The organism is Plantactinospora sp. CA-294935, assembly GCF_050936445.1.
In the GTDB taxonomy this organism is placed as follows: domain Bacteria; phylum Actinomycetota; class Actinomycetes; order Mycobacteriales; family Micromonosporaceae; genus Plantactinospora.
The window spans coordinates 1,036,324-1,053,502 of sequence record NZ_JBNJMU010000001.1; the positions used below are offsets into that span (position 1 = coordinate 1,036,324).

At 70.9% G+C, this 17,179-nt stretch carries 15 protein-coding genes; 4 read left to right on the forward strand and 11 right to left on the reverse strand.

What is annotated here, in order from left to right:
* Window positions 1-76: 76 nt before the first annotated feature.
* The 5 genes from ACQEVC_RS04575 to ACQEVC_RS04595 form a co-directional block, all read right to left on the reverse strand.
* Window positions 77-1,507 (reverse strand): ABC transporter permease, encoded by a 1,431-nt coding sequence (locus ACQEVC_RS04575; RefSeq protein WP_432873639.1) that lies wholly within the window; start codon window positions 1,505-1,507, stop codon window positions 77-79.
* A complete protein-coding gene (locus ACQEVC_RS04580) occupies window positions 1,504-3,171 on the reverse strand; it encodes an ABC transporter ATP-binding protein (RefSeq protein WP_432891027.1) in 1,668 nt (555 codons plus the stop codon). Before ACQEVC_RS04580 ends, ACQEVC_RS04575 begins: the two co-directional genes overlap by 4 nt.
* 230 nt (window positions 3,172-3,401) lie before the next feature.
* Window positions 3,402-4,466, reverse strand: coding sequence for a BMP family lipoprotein (locus ACQEVC_RS04585; RefSeq protein WP_432891029.1), 1,065 nt, complete (start codon window positions 4,464-4,466; stop codon window positions 3,402-3,404).
* Window positions 4,467-4,783: 317 nt separating this feature from the next.
* The gene (locus ACQEVC_RS04590) at window positions 4,784-5,125 is read right to left on the reverse strand and encodes a hypothetical protein (RefSeq protein WP_432873641.1); all 342 of its coding nucleotides are present in this window, start codon (window positions 5,123-5,125) and stop codon (window positions 4,784-4,786) included.
* A 125-nt stretch (window positions 5,126-5,250) separates the two neighbouring features.
* Window positions 5,251-6,300, reverse strand: a complete 1,050-nt coding sequence (locus ACQEVC_RS04595) for a hypothetical protein (protein WP_432873643.1) — start codon at window positions 6,298-6,300, stop codon at window positions 5,251-5,253.
* 99 nt (window positions 6,301-6,399) lie between these two features.
* Between ACQEVC_RS04595 and ACQEVC_RS04600 the strand changes: the two genes are divergently transcribed.
* Entirely contained in the window at window positions 6,400-7,005 is a 606-nt protein-coding gene (locus ACQEVC_RS04600) for a TetR/AcrR family transcriptional regulator (RefSeq protein WP_432873644.1), read from the forward strand.
* A gap of 268 nt (window positions 7,006-7,273) precedes the next feature.
* Window positions 7,274-8,026: a DUF305 domain-containing protein gene (locus ACQEVC_RS04605; protein WP_432873646.1), complete on the forward strand. Its 753-nt coding sequence runs from the start codon at window positions 7,274-7,276 to the stop codon at window positions 8,024-8,026.
* Between the two features lie 78 nt (window positions 8,027-8,104).
* Here ACQEVC_RS04605 and ACQEVC_RS04610 read toward each other — a convergent pair whose 3' ends face one another.
* The 3 genes from ACQEVC_RS04610 to ACQEVC_RS04620 form a co-directional block, all read right to left on the reverse strand.
* Complete coding sequence (locus ACQEVC_RS04610) at window positions 8,105-8,950, reverse strand: sugar ABC transporter permease (protein WP_432873648.1); 846 nt, start codon at window positions 8,948-8,950, stop codon at window positions 8,105-8,107.
* 2 nt (window positions 8,951-8,952) lie between these two features.
* Window positions 8,953-9,972 (reverse strand): carbohydrate ABC transporter permease, encoded by a 1,020-nt coding sequence (locus tag ACQEVC_RS04615; protein ID WP_432873650.1) that lies wholly within the window; start codon window positions 9,970-9,972, stop codon window positions 8,953-8,955.
* A gap of 106 nt (window positions 9,973-10,078) precedes the next feature.
* Window positions 10,079-11,383, reverse strand: coding sequence for an extracellular solute-binding protein (locus tag ACQEVC_RS04620; RefSeq protein WP_432873651.1), 1,305 nt, complete (start codon window positions 11,381-11,383; stop codon window positions 10,079-10,081).
* 275 nt (window positions 11,384-11,658) lie between these two features.
* Between ACQEVC_RS04620 and ACQEVC_RS04625 the strand changes: the two genes are divergently transcribed.
* On the forward strand, window positions 11,659-12,735 hold the full coding sequence (locus ACQEVC_RS04625) for a LacI family DNA-binding transcriptional regulator (protein WP_432873653.1): 1,077 nt from the start codon (window positions 11,659-11,661) through the stop codon (window positions 12,733-12,735).
* Between the two features lie 369 nt (window positions 12,736-13,104).
* A complete protein-coding gene (locus ACQEVC_RS04630) occupies window positions 13,105-14,751 on the forward strand; it encodes a glycoside hydrolase family 13 protein (protein ID WP_432873654.1) in 1,647 nt (548 codons plus the stop codon).
* A gap of 263 nt (window positions 14,752-15,014) precedes the next feature.
* Here ACQEVC_RS04630 and ACQEVC_RS04635 read toward each other — a convergent pair whose 3' ends face one another.
* The 3 genes from ACQEVC_RS04635 to ACQEVC_RS04645 all read right to left on the reverse strand — a co-directional run bounded on the left by ACQEVC_RS04635 (window position 15,015) and on the right by ACQEVC_RS04645 (window position 17,102).
* Window positions 15,015-15,461: a hypothetical protein gene (locus tag ACQEVC_RS04635; protein WP_432873656.1), complete on the reverse strand. Its 447-nt coding sequence runs from the start codon at window positions 15,459-15,461 to the stop codon at window positions 15,015-15,017.
* Window positions 15,462-15,579: 118 nt separating this feature from the next.
* On the reverse strand, window positions 15,580-16,488 hold the full coding sequence (locus ACQEVC_RS04640) for a YihY/virulence factor BrkB family protein (RefSeq protein WP_432873658.1): 909 nt from the start codon (window positions 16,486-16,488) through the stop codon (window positions 15,580-15,582).
* Between the two features lie 98 nt (window positions 16,489-16,586).
* Window positions 16,587-17,102, reverse strand: a complete 516-nt coding sequence (locus ACQEVC_RS04645; RefSeq protein WP_432873660.1) for a 2'-5' RNA ligase family protein — start codon at window positions 17,100-17,102, stop codon at window positions 16,587-16,589.
* Window positions 17,103-17,179 lie beyond the last annotated feature (77 nt).

The following is a 17,179-nucleotide window of genomic DNA, read 5'->3' on the forward strand; positions in this document are numbered from 1 at the left end:
CACTCCTCGCGCTCACCTGTGCCGCCTTCCGTTCGCGACTGCGGGGCTCGCAAGCTCACTCCTCGCGCTCACTGCCCTACCAGCCCTTCGCCATGCTCGTGGACAACCTGGCGGCCCGGGCGGCCCGGAGCCCGAAGATCACCTTCACCAGTGCCGGCGCGGCGATGAAGATGACGATCAGCGCCTGGAGCACGGTGACCAGCTCCAGCGAGATGCTGGCGTACGACTGCATCCGGTTGCCGCCGGCCTGGAGCGCGCCGAAGAGCAGCGCGGCGAGCGCGACGCCCCACGGCTTCACCCGGCCGAGCAGCGCCACCAGGATGCCGTCGAAGCCGATCTGGGCGATCACCAGCGGGGTGAGCGCGGTGGCGGTGCTGCCGAGCACCATGTTGGCGCCGCCCAGCCCGGAAAGCGCCCCGGCGATCACCATGACCAGCACGTACGTCCGGCCGACGCTGATCCCCGCGGTCCGCGCGGCGTCCGGGTTGGCGCCGACCGCGCGCAGCTCGAAGCCGAAGGTGGAGCGGTTGAGCAGCCAGCCGACCGCCCAGGTGGCGGCGACCGCCAGCACGATGCCGAGGTGTACCCGCAGGTCGCTGCCGAGCAGCCGGGGTAGCTGCGCGGAGCCGTCCACCGGCCGGCTGATCGCGTCCGTCCGGTCCGGATCGTGTACGCCGTTCTGCACGATGATCCAGGCCAGGAAGGAGATGGCGACGTAGTTGAGCATGATCGTGGTGATCACCTCGTGCGCACCGGTACGCGCCTTCAGGAAGCCGGGGACGAAACCCCAGATCGCCCCGCCGAGCGCTCCGGCGAGTACTGCCACGATCAGGTGCACCACCGGGGGCAGCGGGAGCAGGAAGCCGGCCAGCGCCGCCAGGATCACCCCGATGGTGGCCTGTCCCTGGGCGCCGATGTTGAACAGGCCGCCCCGGAAGACGAGCGAGACCCCGAGCCCGGTGAAGACCAGCGGGGCGGTGTAGGTCAGCGTCTCCGAGATCGGCGCGAAGACCGGCTGCCAGCCGCCGGTGCCGTTCGTCCAGGCCTGCACCGCCGCCGGGTCGAAGACCGCGCCCTTGAACAGGTTCGCGTACGCCTCGCTGACCACCGTCCAACTCGCGTTGAGCGCGTCGGAGGGCTGGGCGGTGAAATAGCCCCAGGTGGCCAGCACGTCCGGGTCGGAGACGATGATCAGTACGGCGCCGATCAGCGTGGCCAGCACGATCGCCAGTACGGTCACCGTGAGGGTGTTGGCCGCCCAGAGGTTGTGCACGAACGCCTGGAGCAGTTGCCGACCGCCACCGTTCCGGTCGGTCAGCCCGTTCCCGGGCCCGCCCGACTGGGTACCCCCGGAATCGGCCGCACCGGCTGCGGTGCCGGCGGCGGCGGACGGATCGGCCGCGGACGGATCGGCCGCGCCGACCGTGGCCACCGTCTCGGCGCCGGGCCGCTGCCCGGCCGGAGACTTCTCCGGCGACGGTGATCCGGGCTCGTTCACGTCGGTCATCGGGTTTCCTCGCTACCAGCGACGTCGGGAGCCGGGGTCACCGGCCCGTCGGGGGTTGCGGCCGACCCGGCACCGCCGCCGTCGGCGGTCCCGGTCGAGTTGGTACCGCCGTCGGCGGTCCCGGTCTGCGCGGCGGCCTCGCCGGTGCCGGTCGGTGCGGCGTCGGTGATGCCGGCCATCAGCAGGCCGATCTCCTCGCGCGGGGTCTCCGGCCCGACGACGCCGAGGATCCGGCCCCGGTACATCACCGCGATCCGGTCGGCGAGCCCGATCACCTCGTCCAGCTCGCTGGAGACCAGCAGTACGGCGGTGCCGATGTCCCGCTCGTGGATGATCCGGCGGTGGATGAACTCGATCGAGCCGACGTCCACCCCCCGGGTCGGCTGGGCGGCGACGAAGAGCTTGAGCGGCCGGGACATCTCCCGAGCGATGATCACCTTCTGCTGGTTGCCGCCGGAGAGCGTGCCGACGGCGGCCTCTGCCGACGGGGTGCGTACGTCGAACTCCGGGATCCGCTCCCGGGCCGAGGCGGTGATCGCGTCCGGCCGGAGCACCAGGCCGGAGCCGAACGGCGGCCGGTCGTAGATGTCCAGCACCAGGTTCTCGGCGACGCTGAACTCCTTGACCAGCCCGTCGACGCTGCGGTCCTCCGGGACGTAGCCGACGCCGGCCCGCAGCACCCGCTTGGTCGGCCAGCCGTCGATGCGCTGACCGGCCAGGCTCACCGTGCCGTGCAGCACCGGGCGCAGCCCCATCAACGCCTCGATCAGCTCGGTCTGGCCGTTGCCCTGCACACCGGCGATGCCGAGCACCTCGCCGGCCCGTACGGTCAGGTCGACGCCGTCGACGGCCCGGACCGACCGCTCGTCGTCGACGACGAGTCCCGCCACCTCCAGTACCGGCTCACCCGGCGCGGCGGCGGCCTTCTGCACGGTCAGGTTGACGGTCCGCCCGACCATCAGCGCGGCCAGCTCGTCCTCGCTGGCGCTCGGGCTGGCGGTGCCGACGGTCCGGCCACGGCGGATCACGGTGATCCGGTCGGCGATCGCCTTGACCTCTTTGAGCTTGTGCGTGATGAAGACGATGGACTTGCCGGACTCCTTGAGCGACCGCATGATCCCGAGCAGTTCCTCGGTCTCCTGCGGGGTCAGCACGGCGGTCGGCTCGTCCAGGATGAGCAGGTCGACGTCCCGGGTCAGTGCCTTGAGGATCTCGACCCGCTGCTGCACGCCGACCGGCAGGTCCTCGACCACCGCGTCCGGGTCGACCCGCAGGTTGTAGCGGGTGGAGACCTCGGTCACCTGGCGCCGGGCCCGCCGCCGGTCGAGGAAGCCGGCGATGCCGCCCCGGACCTGCTCGGCACCGAGCATCACGTTCTCGGCCACGGTGAAGACCGGGACCAGCATGAAGTGCTGGTGCACCATGCCGATGCCGGCCGCGATGGCGTCGCCGGGGCCCTTGGCCGCAAGCGGCCTGCCGTCGACCAGTACCTCGCCCGCGTCGGGCTGGAGGAGGCCGTACAGCACGTTCATCAGAGTGGACTTGCCCGCGCCGTTCTCACCGAGCAGCGCGTGGATCTCTCCGGGCTCCACCGTCAGGTCGATGTGGTCGTTGGCGACCAGCTCACCGAACCGCTTGGTGATGCCGCGCAGTTCGAGTCTCAGCGCAACCTCCTGGAGTGCGGGCGATGGTGCAGCCTAGCTGCTGCTCGGACCGGGTCGACAGGGTCGGTCCGTCGATCACTGCGGGCTGTTCGGCCCGTACCGGCCGGCGTGAAAACCGGCCGCCCCGACCATCGCGGAGATATGTCTCCACGACGATCGGAGCGACCGGATCGTCGGCGTCGCAGCCGTACCGGTCGGCCGTCCGAGCTGGTCAGACGGTCAACCCGGGATCACTTCGGCTGGCTGGCCGAGGTGACCTTGATCGCACCGGAGCTGACGTCGGCCTTGATCTTGTCGACCTCGGCCTTCAGCTCCGCCGGCACCTTGCTGTCGAACTCGTGGTACGGCGCGAGCGAGACACCGTTGTTGGCCAGGGTGCCGAGGTAGCCGGGGTCGTGGGCCAGCTTCTCGCCCTTGGCCGCCGTCACCACGGCCTCCTTGACCGCGTCCTTGATGTTCTTGACCACGGTGGTGACCAGCGCGGCGCAGTTCGGCGTGCTCTCGCAGCCGTCACTGTCCACCCAGATCGCCGAGTACTTGCCGCCGGAGGCCTGGGCGGCGGCCGTGGTGCCCAGGCCGGCCCCGCCGGCCACCGGCATGATGATGTCGGCGCCCTGGGCGACCAGGGTGTCGCTGACCTTCTTGCCCTCGTCCTGCTTGACGAAGCTGTTGGTGAACGAGCCGTTCTGGCTGGCCTTGTCCCAGCCGATCGACTTGACGGTCTTGCCCTTGACCTTGTTGTAGTGCGCGACGCCGTCGACGAAGCCGTCCATGAAGATGGTCACCGGCGGGATCTTCTCCCCGCCGTACGTGGCGACCACGCCGGTCTTGGTCAACCCGGCGGCCAGGTAACCGGCCTGGAAGGCCGCCTGCGCGGTGTCGAACTGCATCGGGTAGACGTTGCTCTCCGGCAGCTTCGCGTCGACGATGCCGAACTGCTGGTCCGGGTTCGCCTTGGCGATCTTCGAGGTCGCCCCGCTCATCAGGCCACCGACGGCGAGGATGAAGTCGCAGTCCTGGTTGACGTACTGGGTCAGGTTCGGCTCGTAGTCGGCCTCTGCCTTGGACGCCACGTACTTGATGTCGATCTTGTCGTCGGCGGCCTTGGCCGCCTCCAGGCCCGCCCAGGCGGAGGTGTTGAACGACTTGTCGTCGATGCCTCCGACGTCCGTCACCATGCACGCGGTGTACTTGTCGGCCGCGGCGCCGCCCGCGTTGCTATCGCTCGGTGCCTCACCACACGCGGCGGCGCCCAGCGCGAGCCCGCCCACCGCGAATACCGAGACGATCCGCATCCCACGCACAGAGCGCAAGACGGTCTCCTTCCCATTGCACACCGCCCACCGCGGTGGCAGCCCTAAGCCGGCCTGCGCGTTGCCGCCGGCTGTCCCACGTTACGGACGGGAGCGTACGCCCGCGCCTGTCCACCGGCCGACAATCGTGCCTGACTGTTGAACGCCCGTTACCCTTACGTAACTTCGGGGTGCGCGACATCACCTCGCGGCCCGCCCGGTGCGGGACCTCGAGCTATGGGACGTCCCGTTTCGCCCGTTCCGCCCGGACGGCGCCGCCGGAGCGGCCCCGGCCGCCGGTTAACAACTCGGGCGCGGGGTTAACGCCAGAAGACCGCGACGGCGGCATTGACCAGGGTCAGCCCGATGATCGCCAGGAAGTGGCCACGGTTGACCTCCTCCCGCTTGCGGGAGAAGAACACCATTACGAAGATCATCAAACCGATCACCAGCTTGGTGGCGAGCTTCGCCGGGGCGGGCTCGTCGCCGTCCCGCAGCGGTGCGGAGAGCCCGATCCCGGTCAGCACCTGGATGACGGCGCCCCAGAGCATCAGCGGGTTGATCCGGATCCGTCCGGTGGCGTACTGGGCGGCGGCACCACCCAGCAGCAGGGCGAAACCGATCAGGTGGGCGTAGAGGAGTATCAGCCGGAGAGGTTCCACGGCGGCCATCCTCCCCCATCGGGTACCCGCACGTCGTCCCCGGCCCGCCGCGCGGACCGGGGACGGCACCGGGAGACGTCACGCTGCTTCCGGAAAGTCGTGGCTTCCCGGGGAGTTCGAGGGAATCACCTCACCGAGGCAGCCCGGTCATCCGCACGGACGACGGAGGCGGAGGCGGAGTCGGTGGCGGTGGCCTGCGGATGGCGGGTGCGGGCCAGGGTGACCAGGAGCAGGCCGACGGCGGCGTACCCGGCGAGGACCAGCAGCGGGGTGCCGGCTCCGGCGCCGTCGAAGAAGGCGGTCGACCGGAGCAGGGTGCCGCCGGCACCGACCGGGAGCCACTGGCCGACCTCGCCCCAGGGCTGGGGCAGCAGTTCCGGCGCCGCGCCGACCGCCGAGAGCGGGTTGCCGACCAGGAAGACGAGTACCGCGCCGAGCCCGAGACCGGGCCGGCCCAGCATCGCGCCGAGCCCCGCGACGGTGGCCGCGACCGCCAGCCCGACGAGCCCGAGTACGGCACCGACAGTCACGACGTCGCCGGGCAGCAGGCCGAGCCAGCCCTGCAGCACCAGCGGCCCGGCGACGCCGACCAGCAGCCCGAAGCTGACCAGCCCGGCCAGCCGGGCGAACCGACCACCGAGCAGCAGCACGAGCAGCACCCCGAGCACCATGCCGGTCAGCGCGAGCGGTAGGAAGCCGGCCGCGAAGCCGGCGCCCCGGGGGTCGTCCGGGTCGGCCGGCACCACGTCGACCACCCGGACGGGCTGGCCGCCGGAGACCTGCCCGGCCGCCTGGGTGAGCAGGGCCGCCACGGTCGGGCTCGCCGCGCTCGCGGTGTGCAGGGTCGCGCCGTCCGGGCCGAGCACGAAGGCGGCGTACGCCTCGCGGTCGCGCAGCGCCCGGTCGGCGGCCGTACCGTCCGGCAGCCGGATCACCTCGAAGGCGCCCGGTGCCGCGGCGTCGAGTTGCCCCACCAGCCGGTCGGTGGCCGGCGCCGGGCCCGCGACCACCACCGGCAGGTCGCGCGGCTCCAGGTTCGCCGCCGGGCCGGCGAAGAGGGGTACGAGCAGCGACTGCAACAGCACCACCGCCACGGCCAGCAGTACGGCGACCGCCAGCGGCCGGCGGAGGTGCGTGGGGGTGGGCGGCCCGGAGAGGGCCGATGGACGAGTCATCTCAGGACTCCTTCTAAAACGAATGCTCGTTCTTTTATGCAGCGTCCTCCCCACGCACTCCGCAGTCAAGGAACGAGCGTTCGTTTTACACTGTGTGCCGTGCCACGCGTATCCGACGAACACCTGGCGGCCCGGCGCCAGCAGATCCTCGACGCCGCCCGGCGCTGCTTCCTGCGCAACGGCTTCCACGCCACCTCGATGCAGGACGTGATCGCCGAGGCCGGTCTCTCGGTGGGCGCCGTCTACCGCTACTTCGGCAGCAAGCAGGAGCTGGTCACCTCGATCGCCGAGTCGGTGGTCGACGGCGCGGACCAGCTCTTCGCGACGCTGGCCACGACCGAGCCGCCACTGCCGCTGATCGAGGCACTTGACCGGGCGCTCCAGTTCGTCGAGTCCCAGACCCGCCAGGACGGAGTCTTTCCGCTCGCCATCCAGGTCTGGTCCGAGTCGCTCCGCGATCCGGCGCTGGCCGAGTTCGTCGCGCGGCTGTACGCCGGCTTCCGGTCCAACTTCGTCGTACTGGCCCGCCGGGCTCAACAGGCCGGCGAACTGCCGGCCGACGCCGACGTCGAGGCGGTGGGTGCCGCCCTCTTCGGCCTGATCCCCGGCTTCGCCCTGCAACGGATACTCGCCGCCGGCCCGGATCCGAAGACCTATCTCGACGGTGTACGCGCCCTCCTGGCCAGCAAGGGCGCTGGAGAGTGAACCTTTCTCAACCTGGACCGCGCGGCGCTCACGCACCGCGTCGGACCTTGCGGTCCGTCGGACCCCAAGGGGAGGTTGAAAGGTTCATTAGGTAGAGCCGGCGGAAACCGGCCCGGACAGCCGCCGAGGTCAGGGCGTACTCGATCTTCCAGCGTCCCGGCGGTCGGGCTACCATCGGCCCAACCCGGGGTTGACGACCCGGCCCCGGCGCAGAGCCCCGGCTACGCCTCGACCGGCCGGCAGGGTGGACGGGAGTCACGCTGTGGTGTTGGCCAGGAGCGCGACCGGCGGCAGTCGCCGACCGGTGATCGTGTTTCTCGCGTTGGTGGAATCGGCGGCGGTACTGCTCGCCCTCGGCATCGCCGGGATCGCCACCACCCGGGAGGGACGCCAACCCGCCCCCGTCGCCGCCCCGGCCACCACGACCCCGGCCCCGGTGCCGTCGGTCCTGCCCACCTCGGCCATCGGCACGGCGCCGGTGATCCAGCCCGGCCGGCCGGGCGAGTCGGCCCAGGTGCTCCGGCCGGACCAGCTCACCCCGCCGCCCGGGGCGCAGCACAACGCGGCCGACATCCGGTTCGTCGCGATGATGGTGCCGCACCACGAGCAGGCGTTGCAGATGGCCGCCCTGGTCCCCGACCGGGCCGGCAGCACCGGCGTGATCGCGGTCGCCGACCGGATCCGGGCCGCCCAGCAGCCCGAGGTCGAGGTGCTGCGGGGCTGGCTCCGGGACCGCGGCCTCGACTCGCTGCTCGGCGGGACCGGGCACGAGCACCCCGGCATGCACGGCATGCAGACCCCGGAGGCGATCGCCACGCTCACCGCGACGACCGGGACCGACTTCGACCGGATGTTCGTCGAGATGATGGGCGCGCACCACCAGGGCGCCATCGCGATGGCTCAGGAGGTACTCGCGAACGGCGTCGACCGGCAGATCCGGGAGCTGGCCCGGAACATCGCCTTCGAGCAGGCCGTCGAGGTCAACCGGATGCGCGAGGTACTCGACCCGCAGTCGAAGTGAGCCGGAGCCGGTTCAGCGCGGCGGCCGCACCCGGAAGGTCGGGCCGTTCCCGGGGCGGCGCCAGCGCGGCCGGCCCGGTCACCCCTTGGTGCCGCCGCCGGTCAGCCCGGAGACCAAATGCCGCTGGGCGTAGAGGAAGACCAGACCGGCCGGGATGGTGACCAGCACCGCCGCCGAGGTGAGGTACTCCCACTGCGGGTTGAACTGGGGTACGAACTGCTGGAGCCCGTACGCCAGGGTGAAGTTCCGGTCCTCCTGGATGAACGCCGAGGCGTACGCCACCTCGCCCCAGGCGGTGAGGAAGGCGTAGAAGCCGGTGACCGCCAACGCCGGGCGGGCCAGCGGCAGCACTATTCGCCAGAAGATGCCGTACGGGCCGCAGCCGTCGATCGCCGCCGCCTCGTCCAGCGCGGTGGGGATGGAGTCGAAGTAGCCCTTGAGCATCCAGGCGCAGAACGGCACCGCGATGGTCAGGTTGGCGATGATCAGTGAGGCCGGCGTGTTGATCAGCCCCAGCCGAGCCATGATCATGTAGATCGGCACGATCAGGATGGCGACCGGGAACATCTGGGTGACCAGGAAGACCGTCATCAGTGGCCGGCGGCCCGGGAAGTTGAACCGGGAGACCGCGTAGCCGGTGGTGGCGGCGAGGAAGATCCCGAAGAGCATGGTGAACGCGGCGACCAACACCGAGTTGCCGAACCAGCGCACGAAGCTCGTCTCGCCCAGCACGTACGCGTAGTTGGCCAGCGTCGGGTCCTTGACCAGGGTGAGTTCGCTGCTCTGCACCGCGTACCCGGGTTTGAAGGAGGAGAGCAGCACCCAGAGGATCGGGCCGACCGCGATCAGCGAGGCGACGATCAGGGTGGCGTGCAGCCCCACCGACCGCAACGGGCTCCGGCCGGTACGCACGGATCGGCTCATGGTTACCACACCTCGCCCTGCTTGCGCAGTGCCCGCCGGTAGAAGATCGAGAAGACCAGCAGGATGGACAGGATCAACACCCCGTAGGTCGAGGCGAGCGAGTAGTTCCGGATCCCCTCGAAGGCGGCCCGGTAGGCGCCGGTCACCAGGATGTCGGTCTGGCCGGCCGGCTGGCCCTCGGTGACCAGGAAGATGATCGGGAACATGTTGAAGGTCCAGATGGTGCCGAGCAGCAGCACCGTCATGCTGACCGGGCGCAGGCCCGGCAGGGTGATGTGGACGAAGCGCTGCCACGGGCTGGCGCCGTCGATCTCGGCCGCCTCGTACAACTCGCCGGGGATGGTCTGCATGCCGCCGAGCAGCGCCACCATCATGAACGGCACCCCGAGCCAGATGTTGGTGACGATCGCGGTGGAGAGCGAGGTCCACCGGTTGGCGAACCAGTCGACCGGGTCGACGCCGACGGCGGTGAGCAGCGAGTTGGCCAGCCCGAACCGCTCGTTGAAGATGAACTTCCAGGCGAAGGCGCTGACGAAGGCCGGCACCGCCCAGGGCAGCACCAGCAGTACCCGGTAGAGCCCGCGCAGCCGCATCGGCCGGTTGAGCATGGTGGCCAGCCCCAGCCCGAGCCCGTAGTGGAAGATCACGCAGACGGAGGTCCAGATCAGCGTGACCCCGGTCCACTGCCAGAACTCGCCCACTCCGCCGGTGAGCACCCGGGCGTAGTTGTCCAGCCCGACGAACTCCCACCGGTTGGGGTTCTCCTTGCAGACCTCCCCGCCGGTGATCGACCTGGTGCAGACCTCGGCCACCTGGTTGGCCTCGGTCAGGTCGGTCAGCGAGAGCCAGATGCCACGGACCAGCGGATAGAAGATCAGTACCGCCAGCACCAGCACCACGGGCAGCACCATCGCCCAGGCGTACCAGTGCTTGTCCCAGCTTCGGCGCAGCCGGGACGGACCGGCGGGGCGGCGTCCGGGCGGCGCGGGCGCCGGCGCCGGGCCGGCGGTCACGGTGGTCATCAGCAGCGCTCCAGGAAGGGAGCCTGGCAGGGCCGCCGGCCAGCGCCGGTCGGCCCCGCCAGGTGCCGGACGGGATCGCCGGCCGGGGCCGGCGCCGATGATCGGATCACATGCCGTACGACGGTACGACCTCGGACTTGTACTTCCCGGCGACCTCGTCCAGCGCCGCCTTCGGGTCCTTGTTCTGCACCAGGACCTGGGTGGCGAGCTGGTCGAGCGGGCCGAAGAACTGGCCGCCCTCGGGGATCCACGGCCGCGGCACCGCCGACTCGACCACCGGCCGGAACGCCGAGACGACCGGGTTGTTCTTCACCGTGTCCAACTCGTACGCGGACTTGCGGGTCGGCAGCAGACCGAGCCGGTCGGCGAGGAAGCCCTGCGACTCCGCCGAACTCATGAACTTGACGAACGCGATCGCCGCCTCGACCTTCTCCTGCGGCATGCCGGACCAGACCACGTAGTTGTGCCCGCCGACCGGCGCACCGGCCCTGGCCGAGCCGGCCGGGACCGGGGCGATGCCGAGGTTCTCCAGCCCGCCGAAGGTCGGCGCGTTCTTGATGTTGTTGACCTCCCACGGCCCGTTGACGATCATGGCGACCTTCTTCTCCTTGAAGAGGGTCATCATGGTGCCGTACGCGTCGTTGGCGGCCGGCTTCGGCGCCGCGCCGCTGGCGATGAGGTCCTTGGCGACGTTCAGACCGGCGACGTTCTGCGCCGAGTTGACGACGATCTTCTTGGCGGCGGCGTCGACCAGGTCGCCGCCCTCGCCGTAGATGAAGGGCAGCATGAAGTAGCCGGCCGGGTTGACGTAGACACCGTCCACACCGGTCTTCTGCTTGACCGCAAGCGCGGCGGTCTTCAGGTCGGCCCAGCTCGCCGGAGCCGTGCTGATGCCGGCCCTGGTCAGCAGTTCCTTGTTGTAGAGCAGCGCGAGCGAGTCGGTCACCTGCGGCACGCCGTACGTCTTGCCGTCGTACTTGTCCGCCGAGAGCGGGGTGGCGAGGAAGTCGGACTCGTCGCTGGTCAGCTCCGAACCGTCGAGGGCGTAGAGATAGCCGAGCGAGGCGAACTCCGGCACCCAGGCCACCTCGGCGCGCAGGATGTCCGGGGCACCGGTCTTGGCCTGCGCCGCGGTCTTGAACTTGTTCTGGGCCTCGCCGAACGGCACCGACTGGTAATTAATCTTGACGTTCGGGTACGTCTGGTTGAACTTCGCGACGAGTTCCTGGAAGGCCGGTCCCTCGTTCTTCGGGTCCGAGGTGTCCCACCAGGTCAGTTCCGCCTTCAGGGCGGCGGGGTCGGTCTTCTGGCCCGACTCCCCCGACGTGTCGTCCTCGCCGCCGCAGGCGGCGAGCGTCAGAGCAAGGGTCGTGCAGGCGAGTACGACGATCCCTCTGGCTGTGCGACGCATCTAGCGCTCCTAGTCTGCCGGCCGGGTATCGGCGGGACAGTAGCAAGGAGTTGCCGGTTACGAAACCCCTTGCAAACCTCCTTGCAACAACCGCCGCCCAGTCGACATCTGGACGGGGCGGTTCATCCCTTTTGGAGCGGCCACCGAGTGGACGGATCACCGCTGCGGTACAGGCTGCCCCTGGCACATCACCGGACCGGCCCACACGTGGGGCCGGCTTTGCAAGTACTTGCCGTGGGCTACGCAAGAAACGACTCGTGGGCTACAGTTCCGCCATGCGTGCACGACTGGCCGACATCGCCCAGCAGGCCGAGGTGAGCGAGGCCACGGTGTCGCGGGTGCTCAACGACCGCCCCGGGGTGGCGCCGGAAACCCGACAGGCCGTACTCACCGCGCTCGACGTACTCGGCTACGAACGCCCCGCCCGGCTGCGCAAGCGCAGTGCCGGGCTGGTCGGGCTGGTGGTGCCGGAGCTGGAGAACCCGATCTTCCCGGCCTTCGCCCAGGTGGTCGAGTCGGGGCTGGCGCAGGCCGGCTACACCTCGGTGCTCTGCACCCAGACCCCGGGCGGGGTCACCGAGGACGAGTACGTCGAGATGCTGCTGGACCGGCAGGTCTCCGGGATCGTCTTCGTCTCCGGCCTGCACGCCGACACCGCCGCCGATCCGGCGCGCTACCGCACGCTGATCACCCGGCCGCTGCCGATCGTGCTGGTCAACGGCTACCAGCCCGGCCTGCCGGCACCCTTCGTCTCCTGCGACGACCGGGAGGCCGGCGAGCTGGCCGTGGCCCACCTGGTCGCGCTCGGGCACCGCCGGATCGGCCTGATCACCGGGCCCGGCCGGTACGTGCCGGTGCAGCGCAAGGTGGCCGGATTCAAGACCGCGATGAAGCGGTTGGTCGGGCTCCCCGACGCCGAGTTGGACGAGCTGGCCGAGCTGTCGCTGTTCGGCGTGGAGGGTGGCGAGGTGGCCGCCGCGCGGCTGCTCGACCGGGGCGTGACCGGGCTGGTCTGCGGCTCCGACCTGATGGCGCTGGGCGCGATCCGGGCGGCCCGGCAGCGCGGCCTGTCGGTGCCCGCCGACCTCTCCGTGGTCGGCTACGACGACTCGCCGCTGATGGCGTTCACCGATCCGCCGCTGACCACGATGCGGCAGCCGGTCACCGCGATGGCGGTCGCGGCGGTACGCGCACTGGTCGACGAGATCCACGGGCATGCGGCGCCGCACTCGGAGTACATCTTCCGGCCGGAGCTGGTGGTGCGCGGCTCGACCGCGGTCGTACCGGGGGTGCTGGACAAGCCGGTGGACAAGCCCCGGCCGCCGGCCGCCGACCTGCCGCTGCCGGTCTGAACCCGGGCCGCCCGGCGGAGCAGCCCGGCACCTTCTTGCGCAAGGATTGCTTGACTCTTGCAGGCGCGGCCCGGCATCCTGCTCTGACCCGCCCGGCGTCCCCACGCCCGACGAACGGACACCCCCCGCATGAGCGAACGTAGTGAGCGAATCAGCCAGTTCAGTGCGGATGTGCCTCATGACGGCACGCAGCGAAGCGGAGTGCCGGCATGAGCGAACGCAGTGAGCGAATCAGCCAGTTCAGTGCGCATGTGCCTCATGACGGCACGCAGCGGAGCGGAGTGCCGGCATGAGCGAACGCAGTGAGCGAATCAGCCAGTTCAGTGCGCATGTGCCTCATGACGGCACGCAGCGAAGCGGAGTGCCGGCATGAGTATCTCCCCCGCATCGAGCCGGCCCGAGGACTGGTGGAAGTCCGCGGTGGTCTACCAGGTGTACGTCCGCAGCTTCGCCGACGACGACGGAGACGGCATCGGTGACCTGGCCGGGGTACGCAGCCGACTGCCGTACCTGCGCGACCTCGGCGTGGACGCGCTCTGGCTGACCCCGTTCTACCGCTCGCCGATGGTGGACGGCGGCTACGACGTCGCCGACTACCGGGACGTCGACCCGATCTTCGGCACGCTCGACGACTTCGACAACATGATCACCGACGCGCACGCGCTGGGGCTGCGGATCATCGTCGACATCGTGCCGAACCACACCTCGGACGCGCACCCGTGGTTCGTCGCCGCCCTGGCCAGCCCGCCCGGCTCGGCCGAACGGGACCGCTACCTGTTCCGGGACGGCCGGGGACCGGGCGGCGAACTCCCGCCGAACGACTGGGAGTCGATCTTCGGTGGCCCGGCCTGGACCCGGGTCCCGGACGGCCAGTGGTACCTGCACCTCTTCGACCCGGCCCAGCCCGACCTGAACTGGCGGCACCCCGAGGTACGCGCCGAGTTCGAAGACGTACTGCGGTTCTGGCTCGACCGCGGGGTGGACGGGTTCCGGATCGACGTGGCACACGGGATGATCAAGGCGGACGGGCTGCCGGACGTCGGCGACGGCGTCCCGGCCGGTCAGCGCCAGGTCGAGCTGCTCGGCCGGGCCCGGCTGCCCTACTTCGACCAGGACGAGGTACACGACATCTACCGGGCCTGGCGGCCCATCCTGGACAGCTACCCCGGCGGCCGGATGGCGGTCGCCGAGGCGTGGGCCGAGACCCCGCAGCGGCTGGCCCGCTACGTCGGGCCGGACGAACTGCACCAGGCGTTCAACTTCGACTTCCTCGACGCCACCTGGTCGGCCGACTCGTTCCGCAAGGTGGTCGACACCGCGCTGGCCGAGTCGGCGATCGTCGGCGCGCCGACCACCTGGGTACTGTCCAACCACGACAAGCAGCGACACGTCACCCGGTACGGCGACGGCGCGCTCGGGCTGCGTCGGGCCCGCGCGGCCGCCCTGCTGATGCTCGCGCTGCCTGGCAGCGTCTACCTCTACCAGGGCGAGGAACTCGGCCTGCCGGAGGTGCTCGACCTGCCGGACGAGCTGCGTCAGGATCCCGCGTTCCGCCGCACCGGCGAGAGCCGGGACGGCTGCCGGGTACCGCTGCCGTGGGGCGGCGACGTCCCGCCGTACGGCTTCGGTCCGGCCGGCGGCGCCCCGGCCTGGCTGCCGGCCCCGCCCACCTGGCGGGCCCGCTCGGTCGCCGCCCAGACCGGCGTCCCGGACTCGACCCTGGAGCTCTACCGGACGGCGCTGCGGCTGCGGCGCGAACACACCGCGCCGGCCGGCGGTGCGACCGAGCCGGGCCGGGTGACCTGGCGGGACGGCGAGCCGGGCGTGCTCGCCTTCAGCCGGTCGGCGGTGGGTTCGGCGGAGCTGGTCTGCGTGGTCAACTTCGGCGACGAACCGGTGGACGTCGACGGATACGGGACGCCGATCCTGCGCAGCCAGCCGCCGGGCGCGGCCCACGCCCCGGCTCGGCTGCCGACCGACACGGCCGGGTGGTTCATCCGGCCGGTAACCGGGTAACTCCCTATCGACCTGGTCGCCCGCCGCGCTCCGCGCCGACGGGCGGCTGGGGCGGCGACCCCTTTGTGGTGGAGGGGGATGGTGGTACCGGTGCTCCGGGAGCGCGCTCCCGGGGCACCGGTACGTCAACCGCCCGGCCGCTGTGCCGACTGACGGTTTTGTCGTCGGTTTCCTCGGCGCGGCGGTTCGGGGAATCTCAGCGGGGTGGGAACCTCGTCGGGATTCCCCGATCCGGTCGGGACGGGGTGTGCCCGGAGCCGCCGTCAGGGGGAGGGGCGGGTGAGCATCGCGGCGATTCGGGCGATGCCGGCGCGTACCTCGGTGGGGTCCGGGGGTTGCCGGGGCTGCGCCGGCGCTCGGCTGCTCTCGCCGATCACCTCCTCCTCGCCGAGGTCCTCGTAGTCGCCGTAGATGCTGGTGTCGTCGAGGTCCGCCGCCTCGTCCTCGGCCTCGACCGCGATCTGCGCGGCGGCGATCTCGGCCCGGATCTCCTCGGCGGAGATCCGGGGCAGCAGCGGCTCGACCACCGCCATCAGCTCCTCGTCGGCGACCACCGATTCGGCCAGCGCCAGGGCGTGGGGCCGCTCGTACGGGCCGCAGACCACCGGCTCCCACTCCTCGTCGTCGTCGAGCGGGCCGAACGTGATGATCCAGGGCAGGGCGAGGATCGGCGAGTCGTCCGGCAGTTCCAACGTCACTAGTGCGCCCACGCGACTCATCATCGCGGCGATCCACACACCATTAGTGGCTTTTGCCCGAATCGTAGTTCTGGTCTCTTTCCCCGGGGCCGATCACGCTCGGCTGCCGCCCCGGCAGCCGGCCGCCGCCTCATTCGGTCGACGGTGGGTGTGGCCGGGCCGGATCGGGCACCTCCGGCGCCCTGGTCAGGTCCCGGACCCTCCCCCGGTGGCTGGTCGCCGCGAGCGCCGCCCCGAACAGCAGCAACTGGTTGAGCAGATAGAGATAGATCAGCAGGCCGACCGCGCCGGCCACCACCGTGTACGCCGGATTCCGCTCCCAGCGCACCACGTAGTACCGGCCGACCGAGTTCAGCAGGGTCACGCCCACCGCCACCAGCAGCACCGCCGGCAGCCACCGCCGGAAACTCATCCGCAGCCTCGGTACGGCGAGCAGCAGCGCCGAGGCCAGCAGCATGTTGATCAGGAACGCCAGGAACCAGCTACAGATCGTGAGCCCGATCGAACGTGCGCCCAAAAGCCAGCTCAGCACCGACTCCAGCGCGTCCACGGCGCCGATCGAGAGCCCGAGCAACACGAAGATCACCAGCAGTACGGCCAGGTCGACGAGCTGGCGCAGCACGATGTAGCCCGGATGCTGGGCCAGACCGTGGATCAGGCGCTGCGAGGAGCGGATCGACTCGACCCAGCCGATGCCGGTGACCGCCAGCAGGATCAACCCGATGACCCCGGGGCGGCTGCTGCTCTGCCGGATCTGCTCGGGGTCGACGAACGGCAGGTTCCGCTTGAGGAACCCGACTATCACCTCGCCGCTCTCCGCACTGTCCCCGAGCAGCGCGCCCAGCACCGCGTACGCCACCAGGCCGAGGGCGAAGACCGCGAAGAAGCCGTAGTAGGCGATCGCCGCCGCCAGCCGGGCGCCGAGCACGTCGGTGTAGCGGCCCACGGCCCGGGCGAGGTGGTCGAACCACGGCGCCTGCCGACGGTACGCCGTCAGCCGCGCGTCGATGCGCAGCACCGCCCGCTCGAACGCGTTCACGCCGCCATCCTTGCCCATCACCACCTGATGCGGGGCCCGCTCGACCCGCCACGCCGGCACCGCCGTGCCGTGACCGGCTTCCCGGCTCTCGACAGGATTCAGCCGCCGAGCGGGAAGTCCCGGCGGGGCTGCCAGCGGGCGTCGCCGCTGTGCGAGAAGAGGGTGAACTTCTCGACCTTGAAGAGGGCGGAGAAGTCGGCCAGGTCCTCGTACACCTGGTCCAGCGCCTCCGGTGCGACGTCCTGGGCGACCGTGACGTGCGGGTGGTACGGAAAGCGGCTCTCCCGGCGCAGCTCGGGCGCCCGGCCGATCGCCGCGGCGAGCAGCTCGCACTCGCTTATCCCGGCGGCCACCACCACGAAGACCACCTCGGTGATCGGCCGGAAGGTGCCGGTACCGCGCAGGTGCAGCAGGTACGGCCGGTGCGCGGCGGCCACCTCGGCCAGGTGCCGCTCCACCACCGGCAGGCTCGCCACGGGTACGTCGGTCGGCCCGAGCAGCGTCAGATGCGCCGGCACGTACGCGGCCTGCGGGTCACCGGCCTCCGCCCGCCGTCGGGTGAGGAACTCACACCACGGCTCCGGGACGTCCACGGCGATCCCGACCCGGGTCATCGGAGTTCCCGGATCCTGCGATCCGTCCGTGACAACCACACTCCGCTCCACTCACCGCACCGGGCGGCAGCACGCCA